Genomic DNA, 18,940 nt, shown 5'->3' on the forward strand with positions numbered 1-18,940 from the left:
TTTTTTTGTGAGCATGTCGTTGACATAAAAAGACCTCCTTTCTGGCTTTGGCGTTGTGGTGATGCTCAAAGCTAAGAAAGGAGGTTCCTTTTTGTCAACTCCCTAAAATTCGGGATGACTCATGTTTGGCATTTAGTGTCCCATGCACACCGGCATTATTTAATATATACCGGGGCCGGGTCGCGTACCTACGGCACGCCATCTACACCCGCCCCTCTTCGGCTACCAACGTTTCGTGCTTACGGCACGGCACGTTGGCGACCCGGCGCCTTCTCCGGCCTACCATCCCATTCCCATGGCATACCTGCGGTCAAACCCCCACCGCATCGAAACCCCTTGTGGCGACATGTCCATGGCCCGGAGGTACATCCGACCGTAGCGCCCCCCCGTGAGAGTGGCATGTTAAAGCCAAACTATGCTCGCTCCTGCAGCGCAAACCCCGTAGGGGTGATATGTCCATAGCAAAACCACCAGGCCCGCACCGCAAACCCCGTTGGGGGGCATGTTATGCCCTCTACCGGGCTTCATCGTCAACAAACAGAAATAAAGCTAGAGCGCCTGGCGGTAGGCTTTGATCTCGGAGAAGGGCAGTTTGTAGGCCAGCGTCAGGGCCAGATACACCGCCCCGCCCAGCGCAATCTCGGCACCGGCATTTAGCCAGCCTTCATGGCCAACGGTCACTTTGTACAGCGTAACCACGCCAATCATAAGCCCGCAGAACAGCACCGGCTTAGCTATATTTTGTAGAAAAACGCCCAGAAAGCTGCCGACCAGGTAATGTACAATGGCGAAGTTGGCCAGCATATTCAGGAAGGTCGTAATCAGAAACGCGTAAGCCACGCCCGTAACCCCAAAATACCGGCCTCCCACGTAAACCAGTGGAATTTTCACGAGCAGCGTGGCCAGATTCAGGTAAAACAACAGATTAGGCTTGCCCTTGGTGAAGGCCAGGGTAAAGAGCGGGTGGCTCAGCGAGAAGAAAACGCTGACGAACACGAAAATCCGGATCAGCTGAATGGTTTCTTCCCAGCCCGGCCCGTAAAACAGCGGCACCACCGTTTCGGCCGTGATAAACAGACCCGCCAGCAGCGGCAGGTTGCAGTAGCTGATGAAATCCAGAATTTTCAGGTACGACTTCTTCAGGTCGGCCGCACTGTCTTTCATCTTTGCCAGAATCGGATACGCTACCTGCAAAATAATGGGGTTGAGCTTGATGACGGGGAAAATGGCCAGCTGGTAGGCCATCGTGTAAAACCCGAGTTTCTCCACCCCCAGCAGGCCCCCGATAAAGATGTTGTCGGAGTTTGACTGGATGAAGCCCAGAAACCCATCGCCCATGTTGTATATGCCAAACCGCAGGTGTTCTTTGGCATCGTGTAGACTGAAGGCCAGCATCGGTCGAAAAAACGGCCGGCCCAGCGCAACCTGGAGGGCACTGCGCACCGCCTGCCCCACCAATGACCCGATGATGAGCGACAACTCCTGATACTGGTTGAACGCGAGCGACAGCGTTACTCCTGTCGACACAACGCTGCCTATGATATCGATGATGGCCACTGACTTGAACCGCAGCTCTTTCTCAAGCAGGAAGAGGTACAGCTGCCCGAAATAAACGATCAGGAAATAGAACGACGCCAGCCGGACCACCCGCCCCAGCCGGGGTTCTTCGTAGAACGCAACGATGGGCGGTGTGCTGATGTAAATGATCGCGAAGAGCAGCACTCCAACCGCCAGGTTCAGCCAGTACAGCGTCGACAGAACGCGCCGGTCGCTTTCCTGCTTGTAAATGATCGAGTTAGAAAAACCCAGGTTGGCAAACACCCCGAAAAAAGCAATGATCAGGTTGCTGACGCTCACAACGCCAAAGTCGGCGGGAGCCAGCAGCCGGGCCAGAACGGCTACCTGCGCAAACTGAAACACGGTAGAAATGGCCGTGGCAATCGTGATCCACTTGCCGCCATTCATGGCCTTACGGGTGTTACTCATTACGGTGATGACGGTTAGCGCAGCAGCAAAACTCGGCCGGTCTGCACGTAAGGTTTATCGGGGCTGTTGACCCCACTAAGTCGATAAGCAATCTGGTACGTATAAGCACCCGCCGGACAATGCTGCCCGGCATAGGTGCCATCCCACCGGCGAGACTGTGTGTTGCTGGTGAAAACGACCGTACCCCAGCGGTCAAAAATAGACAGATCGTAGGAGATCATGGTGTCGAGATAGACGGCCAGATCATCATTTATACCGTCGCCGTTCGGCGTAAACACATCCGGAATCTGAACCGGGTTGGTGGCGCAGACGCTGCATTGCCTGAGTTGAATATCGTCCAGGGCCATATCGTTACCGCAACCCCGCAGGCCCTGGTTGTTGATAAACCGGATCACAACGGTAGCCGAGGTTTTAGGGACGCTGAAGACGGTAGCGTACCGGCGCCAGTCGGGTCGTTCGGTCTCTATGATCTCGCCCAGATCGATCAGCTGCAGCACCTCCCCGTCGGCCGATTCGACGCGCATCGTCAGGTTGGGCCTGATGCTGTTTTCGCAGATGCCCGCCCGCAGCAGGTTCAGCGCCCAGACCGACACCTCGTAGGTCGTATTCGGACAAAGCCCCGTTACCGACTGCTGATAAAACTCGCCCGGTTCGAAATTACCGTTGATGATCAGCATATTACCACCGGTCGAGCCCGGCGTATGATCGCGCGGAATAACGTGCCAGGTGTTGCTGAAACAGGCACTGTCGAGCGCCGTGGTACGGGTGTACTCGCCATCGTCGGGGCAGGTTCGGTCTACATACCGGTACGAGGTCTGATTATCGGGCAGCGGGCCGGCCGTACGACCGAACGTTTCGCTGACAATCAACGGTCCTCCCGACTCCGGGCAGGTCTGCGCCATGGTTCCGGCCATACTCAGCCAGCCAACGACCAGCGCCCTTATCATTCGCCCCATCCGGCATACCCTCCAACCAACCTGACAAGCTATTGCACTGACCATGAACGACCACCGCGACCAAACGCAGAAAGATTTTTTCTTCTTAATTATGACTAATCGCACTAAATGACGTCACTACTATAGAGATCAAAAAGACTACTGGTGACCAACAAGCGTAGTAAGCCTCGTACCGGTGTCATCTATGTCACTTTTTGAGAAGGTCTTTCTTTGTTTTTATATGCCTGCTGCGTTCGTTTCGTGTGCGTCGTGGCTGCCCCCAGACTGGCAGCCTATCCGACCTGGCTCCCTGGCGGGGCCGCTGGCGGTGTTTCGGGTATTCCTGCCCGACCATACGACCTGCCTGCCCCGGCTACGCAGCTGGCTCAGCCCCGACGAACTGGATCGGGCCAGCCGCTACCGGCAGGCCGCCGACCAGCACCGCTTCAGCTGCGCGCGCGGCTGGCTTCGTTTGCTGGTCAGTGCCTATACGGGTCAGCAGCCCGGCCAGGTGCGCATCACTATAGGCCCGAACCAGAAACCCGAACTGGACCCGGCTACGGGCTGGCATGTCAACGTATCGCACGCAGGCAGCTGGGTGCTGATCGGCATAGCGCGTCGGCCTATCGGGGTCGATGTGGAAGAAATCAGGCCGGACTTTCCGGCTGCCGACCTGCTCCCATCGACCTTCAGCCCTTCGGAGCAGCAGTACATTACCAGTGTCACCGAGCCGCAACGCCGGTTCTACCAGCTCTGGACGCGTAAGGAAGCGCTGGTCAAAGCCACCGGCCAGGGGCTGGGCAACGACCCGGCGGCCATTCCCTGTCTCGATGGCCAGCACCGGGCATCGGCGTCGGCCATCGGACAGCCAGGTTACTGGGCAGTCCGCAGCTTCGACCTGGCCGGGTCGTACAGCGCGGCCGTGGCCAGCAACGACCTTTCTGACAGGCCGGAATTCTATACCCTAACCCCCGATTCTCTCTGCCGGCTTGCGTCGGCTACTCAATATACGCTCTCATGTTAGGCTTAACAGACTCCTGCAACTTATGAAAATCGGCATCGAAGCACAGCGCCTACTCCGCCCCCACAAGCACGGTATGGACATCGTAGCGCAGGAAACCATACAGGCGCTGGTGAATAACCCGGAGCACGAATACGTAGTCTTCGTGAAGCCCGACACCGCGCCCGATAGTCTGCCCAGTGCGCCCAACCTGACCGTTGTTGAGCTACCAGGTGGCCCTTATCCGGCCTGGGAGCAGTATACGCTCCCCAAAGCCGTCAGCCAGTACGGCATCGACATACTGCACTGCACCGCCAATACCGCGCCCCTCCGCCGACCGGTACCGCTGGTGGTAACGCTACACGACATCATTTTTCTGGAAAACCGGTTCCTGACGGGCGGTAACTGGTACCAGCGGATCGGCAACCTGTACCGGCGCTGGAACGTTCCGCGGGTCGTAGCCAGCTGCGAACGCATCGTTACCGTTTCGGACTACGAACGGCAGCGCATTATCGAACATCTGCGCCTGGAGCCCGAACGGGTCGTTACCGTGCATAATGCCGTAAGCAGCCAATTCCGGGTTATCGACAATCCCGACCGGCTGGCCCAGGTGCGCGCCCAGTACGGCCTGCCCGACGAGTTCATGTTCTTCCTGGGCAATACCGACCCCAAGAAAAACGTGCGGAACGTACTGAAAACCCTGCTGTTACTGCAACGACGCAAGCAACTCTCGCTGCCGCTGGTGATGCTGAACGTATCGCCTTCGTACGTCAACGAACTGCTGAGCGAAATGGGCGGCCATACCCTGGCCGATCACATCATCCTGCCCGGCTACATCCCGAACGCCACCTTACCCCTGATATACAATGCAGCCACGATCTTTCTGTGCCCGTCTCTGCGCGAAAGTTTCGGGTTGCCCATCCTCGAAGCCATGGCCTGCGGTACCCCCGTGCTGACGGCCAGCAGTTCGGCCATGCCCGAAGTGGCCGGCGACGCAGCCCTGCTGGCCGATCCGACTTCGGTCGAAGACATGGCTACCCAGCTCTACCGGCTGCTCACCCAGCCCGCTTTGCGCGAGACATTACGGCTGAAAGGGCTGGCGCGGGCCGCTCTGTTCTCCTGGCAGCATACCGCCAACCGCCTGCTAAACGTCTATCAGCAGGTCAGCGCCCAGGCGACCCAACGGTCGTTTCCCGATGTATTCATTGATCAGCCTGCATGAAACGCTTCTTTCTCAAAGCACTTTACGTTGTAGCCACCCTGAACTACCCCCGGCTCCGACGCGATCTGCGGTATTTCGTACGCGACAATTACTTTGCCCGTCTGAACCAGCTTCGGTTTATCCGGCAGGATTTTGTCAGCAAAAAGCCCTACAAAGTCATTGATTACCACGGCGAATTTGACCAGGAGCTACGCTACGTGCTACCCTTTGCGTACTGGCACTACTGCAACGGAACCCTGAAACAAACCATTGGCTGTTCCAACACGAAGGCGTTTTACTTCTTCAGCCCCGATCACGTAGAGCGGTATGAAAAGCGGGTGTGGCAGGCCGGTTACGGGTATTACGACGTTCCGAACATGACCCACAGCCCTACCTTCGATTTTTCGAAATGGGCGCGCGTGCCGTTTAAAACCCACTATCAGAATACCCGCTTCCGCTACAGCAAGCCAACGCTCGTCATAGCCAATAAATACAACATCGAGTGGGACCAGCCGCCCATTAACTTTCTCGACATCCCGGCGCTGGATCGGATCGTTACGGCCTGCAAAGACAAGTACCAGATTATCTACAACCGCCCGCTGGCGACCCAGATCGTAGGCGACAACAGCGAAACGCTGGATCTACACGAACACGCCTGGCTCCGCGAACACCACCCCGACGTATTGCTGATGAACGATCTGTACGAGCAAAACCGCTCGTCGGTCGATAACTACAATCACTTTCAGCTGCTGGTATACGCCAACTGCGACCGCTTCATCTCGATGCACGGTGGTACGGCTGCGCTGGCCAGCTATTTTGGCGGGATCAACATTATTCTGTCGCAGCCCGGTGGTGGCAAAGAGCACGATTTCAACGAATACGAAACGATTTTTCCGGCCCTGTCGGGCGCCAGCATCCGGCACGCCCGCACTGTTGAGGAGGTATTCGGGTTCGTAGACAGCCTGTTTTAGGCCCTTAGTTCTTCGACGTTTTCGTATCGTGGGGCGGGTGGGGCTTCAGGTAAGATAAGGGCCGCTGCAATTCGGTGAGCACGCGTTTGCCCAGCGCCTGCCAGAAATTTCCGTCGCGCAGCAGGCTCCGGGGGCCGGTCCAGACGCGGGCCGCGTTATTTTTCATGGCTGCCACCCGGCCGTACTGCATCAGATCGAAACACATCCGCCCGTCTTCACCCCGGATGTTCTGCATCACAAACCCCGCTTTCAGGCCAGCTTCCCGGTTGTAGCCCATGCTCATACCGAAGGCGTTCAGGTAGGGCCGGTTAACGTGCCGCACTTCGGCAATCATGTCGCGCAGGGTTTCGTGCAGCGCCAGTTGCCAGCGCGGCATGTCATCCTGAGCAATGAACGAGTAGCGGCCATAGACGCAGGATACGCCCGGCTTGCGGAGTTTTTTGGTCATCTCATCGAGCCAGACAGGGGGGTACAGACAGTCGGCATCGGCCAGCAGCACGTAATCGCCCAGCGCCAGCTCCTGCCCCATCTGCCGGGCTGGGCCGCAGCCCTGTATGGGTTGCAAAGCCGACCGGACATGCAGCCGATCCAGAGTTTCTGCCGTCTGGTCTGTAGAATTGTTGTTAACGACAATGATCTCGAACGGGATACCGGTTTCGAGAGCAGCCAGCGAACTAATGCAGCGAATCAGGTTAACTTCCTCATTATAAGCCGCAATAACAATAGATACAACGGGTTTTCCGGTGGGCTGTTTATCCAGCCGGGCATTGATTGCCTCAAACACTGACCCGGGTACGTCGGCCAGCCGTTCATAGGGGTAGGCGTGTTGGCTGATCCAGTCAGGGTTCTTAAACCAATTCATTGCGGATGCTTCTTGCTGAATGAAAGGTTTAAGTTACGCCATTTTTACGAAGCCGTAACCGCACAAAACGGAGATCTATTAATTGGTAGAATTAATAGGCAAACTAAAGAAGATGGCGCTTACCCGGTCAGGCGGGCTGCAGCTGTCTGATAACGGCTTCAAATTCTTCGGAGCGGTGTGACCAGGAATTGGCCCTGGCCAGCGCGATTCGCTGATCGAGCCGCTGCCGACTGGTATCGGCCAGCGCCCGCCGAAGGGCCGCCACAAAGGCGTCGGGCGTGTCGGCCAGCTCGACGATACCGGCAAAATCGTCCAGCAGGGAGAACGGGGTTGACACCACCGGTAACCCGGCCGCCAGGTATTCGTTGATCTTCAGCGGGTAGATGGTATAGGTGTGCTCGTTACAGACAAACGGAATCATGGCTGCGCTCATCCGGGCCAGGAGTGGAGGTAACTCGGCTGGCTGGTGGGGCGGAACAAATTTTACGTTGGGATACGGAGCCAGCTGAACCCGGATCGTGGGTTCGTTTACTTCGCCCACAAACATAAAATCAAGGTCGGGCATTGTCCGAACGCAGTGCTCTACCAGCGGCAGATTGATCCGATCATCAGCGGTACCGAGGTAACCGACAACCGGTCGGTCCGGCACGGTCTGGTCGGTAAACGAGCGGGCTTTGTTAAACAGCTCAAAGTTGACCCCATTCTTGACGCAGAAGGTGCGGGGCTGCAGCAGCGACTTCGACTGCCGGAGCGTTTCGGAGGTTGTCACGACGGCATCGACGCCCTGCAGGTACAACGGTTCATAGCGCCCCCCGTGGCGGCTCATCCAGCGCGACATGGTAATCTCGTCGAAGCAGTAGTAGATAGTGGCCCATTCGTTCAGCTGCCTCAGCATGGGCAGACCAAACACCGGATTGAAGGCGTTGATGACCAGCGGACGGCTGATACCCAGCTGTTTCATCACAGTCCGGAGTCCGGCCGTCAGGCGGTTCACATTCCAGCGCACCACCCGATCATGCGACCGCGCCGACAGCCAGTTGATGGGCAACATAACGGGCGGATGCCAGATATACGCTTCGGTGCCGTTGTCGAACAGTTTGCGGTTGAGCGAGGGGGCCAGCCCCAGCATAGGCCGTACGGGTATGTCGGTACGGCCGGTCAGCCCTTTGGCCAGGTCTTTAAGTGTGTACTGATAATCGACAAACACCACCCGGTGCCGGGCCGAGAGTTCGGTCATCAGCTGCACGACTGCCTTCTGAAAATTGCCCTCCCACGACGTCTGGCCTATGCAGACAATACCGTCAAAAGGAGTGTTGTCTGTGAAGAGGTTGGGGTTCATAGCGGTGAAGAGGAGGTTTCTTGGGGAGGGTGGGAATGTCCCAGCGTTCGCCGGTGGCAAACAGGACAGAATTGATGAATAGCATGGTACTGGTAGGAAACTGACCCAGAATCGGGTTCGAGTAACTCACTAAGGCAATCCCGATGAACTCGGCCAGCAGCGCAATCATGATAATCCGTAATCGATCGTCCCGAATCTGCCAGACCTTGTATACGCCCGTCAGGATAATGCCGGCCAGTACGAACAGATACAGCGACAGCCCAACCCGGCCCGTCTCGATCCAGATCTGAACATACCAGCTATCGGTCGGAATCTGCGACGCAAAATGGTTCGGAGAGAAGCGCTGCCCGGCCCCCGACGACGACCCGATACCGGCTCCGAACGGCAGGTCTTTCAGGTAGGCCCGCAGTTTAGCCTGGTTCTCGAGCCGCACGATGAACGACGCATCCTTGGTAGGACGCAGGGCCGTGCGTATGCGGTAGATCTGGTAAATAGAATCACCGAAGTTTGTAAACACCAGCACCAGCAGCACCGGCGTTGCCACCGCAATACCGCGCAGAATTGGCTTCAGCTGCCGCATCAGAAACAGGTAGGCCGGGTAACCAGCCAGCAGCCCAAACAAGGCGCTGCGGGTACCCGACACCGCAAACCCCCAGAACATAATCAGCGCCAGAATCAGGTAGCCAATTTTGTTGAGCCAGCGTTTACTCTCGAAAAAGAAGATCAGACAGATCAGCGTAACGCCGGCCATCTCGGACCCGAACTGCCCGGCATCCGAATAAAAGGAGAAGCTTCGTAGCTGCCCCCAGAGAATGTGGGTGCGCTCGGCTCCCTCGGCCAGCCACCGCTGTTCAGCAGCCGCCAGCCCGATGTATTGCTGTTTGAACGCCCAGAAAGCCGCCAGCACCGACCAGCCTACCCATACTCTGATCAGCGTATGAATGTCGCTGCGGGTAATGGGAGCCACGAAGACGATAATGGCCAGAAAGAACCAGTTGATCGAAAACGACCGGATGTGGTAGAACCAGGCCTGCCGGGCGGGCGCATCGGGGTTATAATACTCCAGCAGCGTATACGTGAGCCAGAGAATGAGCAGGTAAAAAACCGGATTTTTGAGCCGCGACCAGGCCATACGTTTCCCGTTCAGAAACACACTGACCAGGGTCAGCGACAGAATAGCATCCAGCGACATACCCAGCGGGGCTTCGGTTTGCAGAAAGCGGGTGAAGCCCAGGATGAAGCTCAGGTTGATGTAAATCAGCAGGCCCAGGCGGGGTTCGAGCAGTATGCCCACCAGCGTCAGCAGCCCTACCGGTACTCCAACGGCCATCAGCGCCCCCATTATCCCGTAAGCGCCCAGGAGCGAGCCGGCTATCAGCGCACAGACAACCCCGATCAGGCCATACACCCAGCGGCTGTCGCGGAACAGGTTTTCCAGAGAAAGCGATTGATCGAACATACAAAGTCAAAAAATTAGGCGGCCCGACGTGCTTTTTCCCAAACACCCGAAATCGAGCCGTTGCCATAACGCCAGAAACCGAGCAGTACGCACCAGTTCATAAACACGAAGTAAAACGGTACAAACGTGAGTTTCCAGCGCGTTTGCCGATTCTCCAGCACGTAGCCAAGCATGGCTGCTGCGTAGAAAACAAGCTGTATCCCAAACAGTAACCACCAGAACCGGGTCGAAGCCGGGTCGGGCCGGGTCAGCATGATGACGTTGAGCAGCAGCAGCAATGGCAGACAAAACGGTGTAACGGCCCAGCGCAGCACCCGGTGCGATACGTACTGAAAGCTGAGCCAGCCGTACCGAAACACGTTCAGCAGATAAGCCAGTCGTTTCATGGCCTGGAAGCCCCCCGTAGCAATGCGAACCTTGCGTTTCATCTCCTCGCCAACCGAAAATGAAGGCGACTCCAGCGCGTAGGCATCCGGCGCGTAGGCCACCCGATAGCCCCGGCCCGCAATGCGCAGGGAAATCATAAAATCGTCGAGCAGCGTATCCGTCTCAACGGGTTCGTACAGTTCCGTTCGGATGGCAAACAGCTCTCCCGCAGCCCCAACAATGGTATACAGTTCGGCGTCGAGCTTTTTGAGGAACGACTCATACCGCCAGTAAAGCCCCTCTCCACTGCCCGCTGCCGCTTCGAAGCCCGCCTGCCGGATCCGTTTTTCACCCGTTACGGCCCCTACCGTTGGCGCGTTGAACCGACGTACCAGCCGACTAATCGCTTCCAGGTTGAGATGTGTATTGGCATCGGTGAAAATGGTGATCGGCGTCGTGATCTGCTGCATAGCCCGGTTCATGGCCGCTACCTTCCCCAACCGTTCGGATCCCGACAGTATGGTCAGATTCGGCAGATCGGCCCGGCGCTGCTCCAGGTACTCCGCCGACCCATCGGTTGATCCTTCTACCACGAAAAGCAGGTTAAGCTGGCTGGAAGGATAATCCTGGGCCAGGCAGTTCTGGAGCTTTTCGGGCAGGTAAGCCCGTTCGTTATAGGCAGGTACCACCAGCGTCACCAGCGGCAGCGACCCGGCCGGACCGGGCAAATCGGCCGACTTGCCCAGCCGCGCCTTCAGGCTCACCAGTATCCACGCCAGTACTCCATAGCCCATGTATGTATATAGAACCACAAAAACCAGTAGAAAAAAGGCGTAGGCCGTCAGGTCGTAGAGGGTACTGATCATGGGGGGAGATGAAGGGGCTAAACCGGGGAGACACTGGCCGATCGGACGTTCCACAGCACGCCGTTCAGGAAGGCACGGGCATGGGTAAACTGCCCCCTTGCAAGATACGAAATCACGTGCTTCGGTAACACTAATGCCGCAAAGAAGCTATAAAAAACCAAACGTTGAAACAACGAACAGTGACGGCGCATATACAGAATCCGGTTGCGCGTCAGGTAATAGGTGCGCAGCGGACTTTCCCGACCAACCGAGACCGACTCTTTGTGCAGAATCGTAACCTCCGGCTGGTAATAAATCAGAAAACCGGCATTGCGTATGCGCTGCGACCAGTCCAGTTCTTCGTAATACAGAAAGAACCGATCGGCAAACCGGCCTACCCGCTCAACTACTTTCCGGCTCACGAGCATGGCACAGCCGTGGGCAAAGTTGGTCGGGCCGGGCCGATCGTAGCGTCCGTCGTCGGTTTGATTGTAACCAATTATAGTCGCCGTGCCCGTATACATATTCATCGGATTGTAGCCGGCATACTGCACCAGCCGGGGCGAATCGTAGAAGCGGATTTTTGGGCAGGTAACACCAACCTGACTATTCAGGTCGAAAGGTGCCAGCAAGGCTTCCAGGACAGACGGATCCAGCTCGGTATCGTTATTGACGATAAAGAAATAGTCGCCCCGCGCGTGGTCCATGCCCAGGTTGTTGCCCCCCGTAAAGCCCAGGTTCGTATCGCTCCGCACGACCTTCAGATTCGGGTACCGGGCAGGGTCGATCTGGGTAAGTAAAGCGGGTTCAGATGCGTTGTCTACCACCACGATTTCAACATTCGGGTAGGTTAGCATACGGGCTGACTCCAGAAACTCGCGGGTCGTTTCGGCCTGGTTATAATTGATGGTGACAATAGAAACGCAGGCAGACGCGGGGGTTAGACGTTCTCCTTCTGCCATAAGCTGAAAAAGGTTCGCCATATAATATACGCGTCCGTTCGGAACGAGAAACTGCTGGCATAATCAATATCGAGCAGGGTTCGCTCCCGATCCGACATGGGCCCCTGCCCCTTGGCCCGTTTTTTTATCTGCCATAAACCCGTCAGGCCCGCCGGTCCGGCAAACCGTTGTGCAAACTCGTCGGAGGTTAGCTTTTCGGCTTCGTACAGCGGCAGCGGCCTGTTCCCCACCAGCGACATGTCGCCCAGCAGCACATTTACCAACTGCGGCAGCTCATCAATACTACTGTTCCGCAGAAACGTGCCCAGCCGGGTAATGCGTGGGTCGTTGCGGAACTTCATGAACTTAGCCGATTCATTACTTTGCCGCAGGTACTGCTTCTCGCAGATGGTCTGGTTGTGATCGATCAGCAGTCGCTGGCAACTGGTTCCTTGCTGCTGGCAATCGGTGCACAGCCGTTCTCCGCCCGCCGACAAATCTCTTAGCGCTGGCGATTCCTCCGAAATACTGGCATAAATATTGCTAGCGGCCATGCTGTTCAATTGTTGGTCGGCCTGCACCTTCATCGTCCTGAATTTATACATATTGAACACCCGGAAATTTGTTCCCGCGCGTTTTGACATATAAAAAGCGGGGCCTTTACTGTCGATAACAATAGCGATCGCTACCAGCAGCAGCAAAGGCGATAGAATCAGTAAGGCAATTGACGAAACGGCAATATCAATCAGGCGTTTCCACCAGGGTAACCGAAAATGCTGAAACGGTGCTGTGCGTTCAACGTGCTGATTCGTCTGAATCCGTTTTTTCAGATCGATGTAATATTGAACTTTAGTGATGAGCCGGCCATCTCCTTCACTAAGTAACAGAATATCAGTTACTCCGCTCGAAAAAAGGGCTGACGATAGCCGGGGTTCGGCTGAGTACGACATCACCAGAACCGGCACCAGTCGATGTCGGGCGTGGGTACGGATCAGGTTGGCTACGTCTTTTTCGTAGCTTATATCCACGATGATAAGGCTAAGGGCTACCGCTTCCGATAGCCCTTTTTCGAACTCACCTATGCTCTCACAACGCTCAACCGGACCGTACTTTCCGACGATTGAGGTTATCCTATGCGTTGCAGCGGTGCCATTTTCCGATAGTATCAGACACAAATCGGACGATTTACTCACGGAATTGACCTGAGTCACTACATTTTTCAATTCCGAGTTCAACACTTTGGCACACATTTTGCAAGTTATTGGGTGAGTATATCAGGTAATAGTGCTGCAAAACCGTTTAATTAATAATCAGGAAGAATGGCATTGAGCAACCGCGTTTTCTTTCAGAGTATGAGAGACATCACGCGTGATCTCAGTTGCCGGAGCAAATTGGTCCGTGGCTGCATCCGGGCTAGAACGGGTCGCTTAAGACCTTCTTCAGCCGGGAATACGGTTCTCCGTAGCAGAGCATGAAGTTTTGCTTTTACTTCCAGTGGATTGAATGGTTTCAGAATGACGTTGTCAACTCCTTCTTCAAGACTACGAATACGTGTATTGCTGTCATGAGCGTCGGAGAGGGCAACAACCGGAATGTGACTCATTAGCCGGTTGGTACGAATAAGCCGAGTTAGTTCAAGCCCACCCAGCGAGGGCAGGTTCAGTTCGGTAAGTACGCAATCAAAGCGGCAGCCCTGCACAATCAGCTGGGCAGCCTCCTGTCCAGATTTTGCTACGGTAATAGCAAAATCCTGGCGGAGCGTTTGTACAAGAATATCGGCTACGTACGGATTTTGGTCCACGATGAGTAGTCGGTGTTTACGGTCCATATATTGAGCGTTTTGAAAGTTTAGACTGTATCTATTTCTATCGGTTACCGGATTAATAAAAAAACCACAACTTTTAATCCGGCTAACCGAACCTACTTATGGCTTGAATCCCAGCTTAATTTGGTGGGTTGAGGGGACTCTTGTGCCCTAAATTTATTAGACGGTCCGTAAAGCCAGTGAAGTCGGCCATCGGCCTCTCCCATACTTTACCAAATGTTAGCCCCCTGATTTATCAGGGGGCTTATAATCAATACGTAAGCCGCATATTGTATACAAACTCAATTCTTTTATTTACTTAAGCCATAGCGCGAATTACCCATATACCAGAAAGGGCTAGTATACTTATATATTTTAATCACTTTTTAATCTACACCGACTCCGTTTGTTGCTGCCAGAACTGCGAATACGCCTTTCCATTGCGCAATAATTCTGTGTGTTTCCCTTCCTCGATAACCCGCCCCTGCTCCAGTACGATAATCTTATCAGCCTTACGAACGGTGCTCAGTCGGTGAGCGATAATGATAATGGTCTTTCCTGCTTTCCGGAGCAGCTGCACCGTCTGCTGAACGTAGTTTTCAGAGGCTGAATCAAGAGCCGAAGTAGCTTCGTCCAGAATAAGAATCTGCGGGTCGCGATAGAGTGCACGGGCAATGGCCATACGTTGCTTCTGCCCGCCCGACAGGGTAGCTCCGTTCTCTCCCAGATAAGTTGTAAACCCATTCGGCATTCGCTCAATAAAGTTGGTAATGCCGAGCTGGCCACATATGGTCAGGATCCGCTGCATGTCCGGGTCTTCTTCGCCGACGGCTATGTTCTCTATTACGTTGCCAGCAAACAGATCGATCTTTTGCGGCACTACGCTCACCACCCGGCGGAGGCTATCGGCGTGCAGGTGCCGGATGTCGTACTCCCCTATGAAAATGTTGCCACTCTGCAGCGGGTACAGCCCCTGTACCAGCGACAGCAGGGTCGACTTACCCGAGCCACTCTCGCCCACTACGGCCGTAATTTTTCCTTTTGGCATAACCAGACTCAGGTCGTCGAAAACGGGCGCCCGGGTGCCGTACCGAAAGGTGACATTCTTGAAGCGGATATCCCCCACCATGTCGGGCTTGAGCTGCACTTTGTTCTCGTTCGACTCCCGATCGAGGTCCATAATTTCGAATAGCCGGTCGGCCGCGATAAGCGCTTCCTGAATGCTGCGGTTAGCGCCAATCAGACTGGCGGCTGGCCCGGTGAAATAACCTATCAGCGCGTAAAAAGACAGCAACTCGCCCGGAGTCAGGTCGTTGCTGAGTACGTACCCCGCCCCAACCCAGAGGAGCACGATCGTGAACAGACGGGTAATGAACTCCGATGCATTACCGGCGTAGATCCCCATGCTGCCGGTCTGGAAAATCGTTTGCAACAACCTGACGAACCGATCTTCGGTTTTCTGGCTGGCAAACTGTTCGAGCCCGAATCGTTTGATGGTTGGCATAGCGTTCAGCGATTCGACCAGCTGCGCTTCGAGGTCGGCCGCGTTTTCCATCTGCTGCCGCTGGTTACGCTGGTTGAACCGGTTCACCACCCAGTAGATGCCCGCGTAGAACGGAACGATGAGTACCAGAATCAGCGCCAGCTTCCAGTAGTACGTGAACATGAGTCCGAACGAGAACAGTACGATCAGCACGTTCACGATCAGCCCAAGCGCTACGTCGTTGATAAACGTTCGGATTTTGACCGCGTCGTTGATTCGCGAGATGACCTCCCCTACCCGCATGGTGTCGAAGAACGACTGCGGCAGGGTCATCAGGTGTTTATAATACCCCAGAATCAGCGCGGCATCCATCCGCTGGCCGGTTTTTAAGTTGAAAAAACTCTTGGTTGCGTTGATGAACACCTGAAGAACCAGCAACCCGATCATCACCACACTCAGCAGGTTCAGCAGGTTGCGGTTTCCGTTGACGAGCACGTTATCAACGATCTTCTGAATGTAAATAGCCGACGACAATCCCAGGATGGTGTATACCAGCGCGCCGAACAGGGCCTGGAGCATAACCGACCGATGCGGCTGCAGCAGTTGCCAGAACCGTTGCAGAACCGGCACCTGCTCGTTACCTACCCGAAACGTCTCATCCGGAATAAGCAACACCAGCAACCCGGTCCAGACCTGCGCAAACGCCTGGGGCGATAGCTGGTGCAGCAGCCCATCGGCCGGGTCCATGACGGTAATCTGTTCGGCGGTAATCCGGTAAATGACCACGTAATGGTGCAGTGCGCCGTCGCGGATGGCTACGTGGGCGATGGCAGGCAGTGGAATTTTGGACAGGCTTTCTACCGTAGCTTTAACCCCCTTGGCCTGAAAACCCATCTTCTGGGCAGCCTCCACCATACCCAGCACGTTGGTACCTTTCTGGTCGGTAGCGGCCATCTGCCGAATGCGGGCAACGGGCAGCAACAGCCGGTAATGGGCCGCTACAGAAGCCAGACAGGCCGCCCCGCAGTCGGTTACGTCGCGTTGTTTGACCTTTACGCGGGCGCTGATCGTGTCAGTTGTCAGCCCTTTGAGCCGCGCCAGCCAGGCCGACGCGCGGGTTTTGAGTGGGGTGAGTTGGCTCATGCTGCTTTACCGCCCTCCTGCTGCGCCAGATCTTTCGTGGATGATGACTTCGGATTGACAGCCGGGTTCAGCCAGTCGTCGGCTTTGTCGTACAGGAGCTGAAACAGTGACCGGCGGGCTACCTGAAAACGGGTCTGTACCGTCATGCCTTTTTTGAGCTGGCCCCGGTACCCATTGGCAAGCGACAGATACGACCGGTCCAGCTGGCAGCGGACTTTAAAGACAGGCTCGCCATTGGTTACGGTAAAGTCGTTGGCTACGTCGATCACACGGCCGGTGAGTAAGCCCCACTGGTTGTAGTTGAACGCATCGACCTGCAGGCGAACGGGCTGGCCGGGCTGGATCAGGCCAATATCCTTAGACGGCACGTACGTTTCGACGATGAGGGTAGAATCGGGCGAAATCACGGCCATCACGTCGCCGGGCTGTACGTAGCTGCCGGCATAACGCCCTCCCAGCTGGCTGGCAGTTCCGCCGACGGGGGCCTTCAGGATGTAAAGTTCTTCCTGCTCGGCCAGCTGCTTAGCCTCCGATTCGAGGTTGTTCAGATCGCGCCGTACCTGCGTCAGATCGGTTTGCCAGTCACTCCGTTGTTGCTCGACCAGCGTGTTGTAGCGGGCCAGAGCCGCTTTGTGCGCGTAGAGCGCGTCTTCGTATTCGAGCCGGGCAATGACTTTCTGGCCGTATAACTGGCGGGCCGTCTCGTACTCCCGACGGCGTTTCTCCTGCAGATTCCAGCTCTCTTCCACCACCGACCGAAACTGGTTGTACTGCTGCCGGTAAAGCGGAGCCGACAGGCCGGCAATCTGTTTCCAGGAGCGGGTGGTGAGCTGGCTGAGGTCGCGTACAAACGCCTGTTTCTCGGTTCGTTGCTGATCGAGCAACTGCTGGCGCGTCTGAAGCTGCTCGGACCGGAGCCGGAACAGGGGCTGGCCTTTTCGGACAGTCTGCCACTCCCGAACCAGCACCGCTTCGACAACCGCTCCGGCGGTAGCCTTCACGTCGCTGCGTTCGGAGACGGGCCGCACCAGTCCGTTTGCCTGTACCGTTACGTCGACATAGATAAACGGCAGGGCCAGTAAGGTGAGCACGATGGCGCCGAGTACCGTAGTATAGATTATCTGGCTGCGTACGCTGACCCGGGGCAGGTAGGTGACGAGGCCATAGGAAAAATCGGTTTCGTTCATGGTCGCGTTGAGCAAATTCCTGGTGTGTACCTACGGGAAAACAAAAAGCAGGGATTTTGCCCATGAGCGGAAACGAGGGAACGGGTTCCTGTATTTCCGGGCGAAATCCCTGCTGAAACATTACTATGGCGGGCTTATACGGGGCCCGATCCGCTTACCTACGACCGGCTGAACAGAAAGCCGAAGCTACTGCTCGTACTGGTGTCGGCGCTGGTACTGTTGCCGCTGAACAGGGCGTTGTCGCCACTCAGGAGGCTGTTACCACTTATATTGACCAGGTCAGCTACCAGCAGCGAGCCGATAGTACCGATGCTCGTGCTGTCGCCACCACCGTGGTTATTAATCATTTCGCTGTTGGTCAGTTCTTCGATACCAAACTGGGTTGTTTCTAGCGTTTTCATACCGATACAGTTTATGGTGAAAAGAATGAATACCCCCGACCACCCGGCCAGGATACGCGCCGTCGCTTATGAGCGGCCCGACACAAAACTGAACAGGGTGTCGGTTACGGTGCTGAGGCTGGTGCTGTTGCCGCTAAACAGGGCGTTATCCCCACTCAGTACGTTGTTGCCACTTACATCTACCAAATCGCCGATGGCAATGGAGCCGATATTCAGCAGGCTGGTACTGTCGCCACCGCCGTGGTTGTTGATCATTTCTCCGTTGGTCAGTTCTTCGATTCCGAATTGTGCTACTTCAAGCGTTTTCATAACGATATAGATTTACTGAGAAAAGTGCCTACTCTATCAGCTTTTCGGCTTCCGCTGGACTCCTGACGACCCGACCCGGCTGACTGCGCGCATCGGACTGCCGTTTGCCTGTGACAAAGGTGGGGGATGAATGGACAGGCTCTGATAACGGTTTTTTATAGTTTCATAGCCATCGGTTATAATTTTATAACCCATCGGTATAAGCACCCTCTGGCTCAGAAAGTCAAAAAAAATGATCGGCAACCCCGACCATCTAACCAACCCGTTTACAAGCAGTTACTCCCACTCCAGCGCCGGGTATAGGCTGGACTGGTTTAGGCAGCCTATTATATAAGGAATCTGAACGCCCGTTTTCTGTCGTATAAATAGCCTACAAACATGATCTAGATTACATCATATGGACTGATCGGCTACGTTTCGTTATAAACCGCTTGTTTTATGCACGTGCTATCGGAAAAGCTTCGTCGGCTGCGCCAGTTGTTTGGTTACTCGCAGGAATACGTGGCCTTCACTATCGGTATGACCCAGCCCGCCTACTGCAAATGGGAAAGTGGCCAGACCCAGCCGTCTATTGCTAAACTGCAGGACCTGGCCACTCTGTATCAACTGACCATTGGCGATCTGCTGAACGACGATGACGTCGACATTATCAGGAAGCTGCTGGCCGACGAGCACTTTGCCGAGAAGCTCCTGGGCCGACCCAACTGA

The 18,940-nt window shown here is 55.6% G+C and carries 17 protein-coding genes; 4 read left to right on the plus strand and 13 right to left on the minus strand.

Translation table 11 applies throughout. The features are described from left to right. Window positions 1–549: 549 nt before the first annotated feature. Together EQG79_RS24215 and EQG79_RS24220 are read right to left on the minus strand one after the other, a co-directional pair. A complete protein-coding gene (locus tag EQG79_RS24215; protein WP_129604991.1) occupies window positions 550–1,986 on the minus strand; it encodes an MOP flippase family protein in 1,437 nt (478 codons plus the stop codon). A 14-nt stretch (window positions 1,987–2,000) separates the two neighbouring features. Continuing rightward, complete coding sequence (locus EQG79_RS24220; RefSeq protein WP_161492809.1) at window positions 2,001–2,933, minus strand: T9SS type B sorting domain-containing protein; 933 nt, start codon at window positions 2,931–2,933, stop codon at window positions 2,001–2,003. Between the two features lie 193 nt (window positions 2,934–3,126). Between EQG79_RS24220 and EQG79_RS24225 the strand changes: the two genes are divergently transcribed. From EQG79_RS24225 to EQG79_RS24235, 3 genes are read left to right on the plus strand one after another with little or no spacing between them, the layout of a single operon-like run. Next, window positions 3,127–3,945 (plus strand): 4'-phosphopantetheinyl transferase family protein, encoded by an 819-nt coding sequence (locus EQG79_RS24225; protein WP_129604994.1) that lies wholly within the window; start codon window positions 3,127–3,129, stop codon window positions 3,943–3,945. 22 nt (window positions 3,946–3,967) lie between these two features. Beyond that, window positions 3,968–5,143: a glycosyltransferase family 4 protein gene (locus tag EQG79_RS24230; RefSeq protein WP_129604996.1), complete on the plus strand. Its 1,176-nt coding sequence runs from the start codon at window positions 3,968–3,970 to the stop codon at window positions 5,141–5,143. Continuing rightward, window positions 5,140–6,093: a hypothetical protein gene (locus tag EQG79_RS24235; protein WP_129604999.1), complete on the plus strand. Its 954-nt coding sequence runs from the start codon at window positions 5,140–5,142 to the stop codon at window positions 6,091–6,093. The genes EQG79_RS24230 and EQG79_RS24235 overlap by 4 nt, the downstream gene beginning before the upstream one ends. 4 nt (window positions 6,094–6,097) lie before the next feature. Here the strand turns inward: EQG79_RS24235 and EQG79_RS24240 are convergent, their stop codons facing one another. From EQG79_RS24240 to EQG79_RS24290, 11 genes are all read right to left on the minus strand, one after another. Next, window positions 6,098–6,955, minus strand: coding sequence for a glycosyltransferase family 2 protein (locus tag EQG79_RS24240; protein ID WP_129605001.1), 858 nt, complete (start codon window positions 6,953–6,955; stop codon window positions 6,098–6,100). 127 nt (window positions 6,956–7,082) lie between these two features. Further along, window positions 7,083–8,294 (minus strand): glycosyltransferase, encoded by a 1,212-nt coding sequence (locus EQG79_RS24245; protein ID WP_077923476.1) that lies wholly within the window; start codon window positions 8,292–8,294, stop codon window positions 7,083–7,085. Then, a complete protein-coding gene (locus tag EQG79_RS24250; protein ID WP_129605005.1) occupies window positions 8,257–9,753 on the minus strand; it encodes an O-antigen ligase family protein in 1,497 nt (498 codons plus the stop codon). Before EQG79_RS24250 ends, EQG79_RS24245 begins: the two co-directional genes overlap by 38 nt. Before the next feature lie 14 nt (window positions 9,754–9,767). Beyond that, the gene (locus EQG79_RS24255) at window positions 9,768–10,985 is read right to left on the minus strand and encodes a glycosyltransferase family 2 protein (protein ID WP_129605007.1); all 1,218 of its coding nucleotides are present in this window, start codon (window positions 10,983–10,985) and stop codon (window positions 9,768–9,770) included. A 17-nt stretch (window positions 10,986–11,002) separates the two neighbouring features. After that, window positions 11,003–11,926, minus strand: coding sequence for a glycosyltransferase family 2 protein (locus EQG79_RS24260; RefSeq protein WP_129605012.1), 924 nt, complete (start codon window positions 11,924–11,926; stop codon window positions 11,003–11,005). Then, window positions 11,905–12,933 carry a sugar transferase gene (locus EQG79_RS24265; protein WP_304442111.1) on the minus strand — a complete coding sequence of 343 codons (1,029 nt, stop codon included), beginning with the start codon at window positions 12,931–12,933 and terminating at the stop codon, window positions 11,905–11,907. Before EQG79_RS24265 ends, EQG79_RS24260 begins: the two co-directional genes overlap by 22 nt. A gap of 317 nt (window positions 12,934–13,250) precedes the next feature. Beyond that, window positions 13,251–13,733 (minus strand): response regulator transcription factor, encoded by a 483-nt coding sequence (locus tag EQG79_RS24270; RefSeq protein ID WP_077923472.1) that lies wholly within the window; start codon window positions 13,731–13,733, stop codon window positions 13,251–13,253. Between the two features lie 367 nt (window positions 13,734–14,100). Further along, window positions 14,101–16,335, minus strand: coding sequence for a peptidase domain-containing ABC transporter (locus EQG79_RS24275; RefSeq protein WP_129605015.1), 2,235 nt, complete (start codon window positions 16,333–16,335; stop codon window positions 14,101–14,103). Continuing rightward, window positions 16,332–17,522: an HlyD family secretion protein gene (locus EQG79_RS24280; protein WP_077923470.1), complete on the minus strand. Its 1,191-nt coding sequence runs from the start codon at window positions 17,520–17,522 to the stop codon at window positions 16,332–16,334. The genes EQG79_RS24275 and EQG79_RS24280 overlap by 4 nt, the downstream gene beginning before the upstream one ends. Window positions 17,523–17,680: 158 nt before the next feature. Then, window positions 17,681–17,923: a hypothetical protein gene (locus EQG79_RS24285; RefSeq protein ID WP_077923469.1), complete on the minus strand. Its 243-nt coding sequence runs from the start codon at window positions 17,921–17,923 to the stop codon at window positions 17,681–17,683. Between the two features lie 66 nt (window positions 17,924–17,989). Further along, the gene (locus EQG79_RS24290) at window positions 17,990–18,232 is read right to left on the minus strand and encodes a hypothetical protein (RefSeq protein WP_077923468.1); all 243 of its coding nucleotides are present in this window, start codon (window positions 18,230–18,232) and stop codon (window positions 17,990–17,992) included. A gap of 438 nt (window positions 18,233–18,670) precedes the next feature. Between EQG79_RS24290 and EQG79_RS24295 the strand changes: the two genes are divergently transcribed. Further along, entirely contained in the window at window positions 18,671–18,940 is a 270-nt protein-coding gene (locus tag EQG79_RS24295) for a helix-turn-helix domain-containing protein (protein ID WP_077923467.1), read from the plus strand.

Origin of the sequence: Spirosoma sordidisoli, from assembly GCF_004138325.1 — a bacterium.
GTDB lineage: Bacteria > Bacteroidota > Bacteroidia > Cytophagales > Spirosomataceae > Spirosoma > Spirosoma sordidisoli.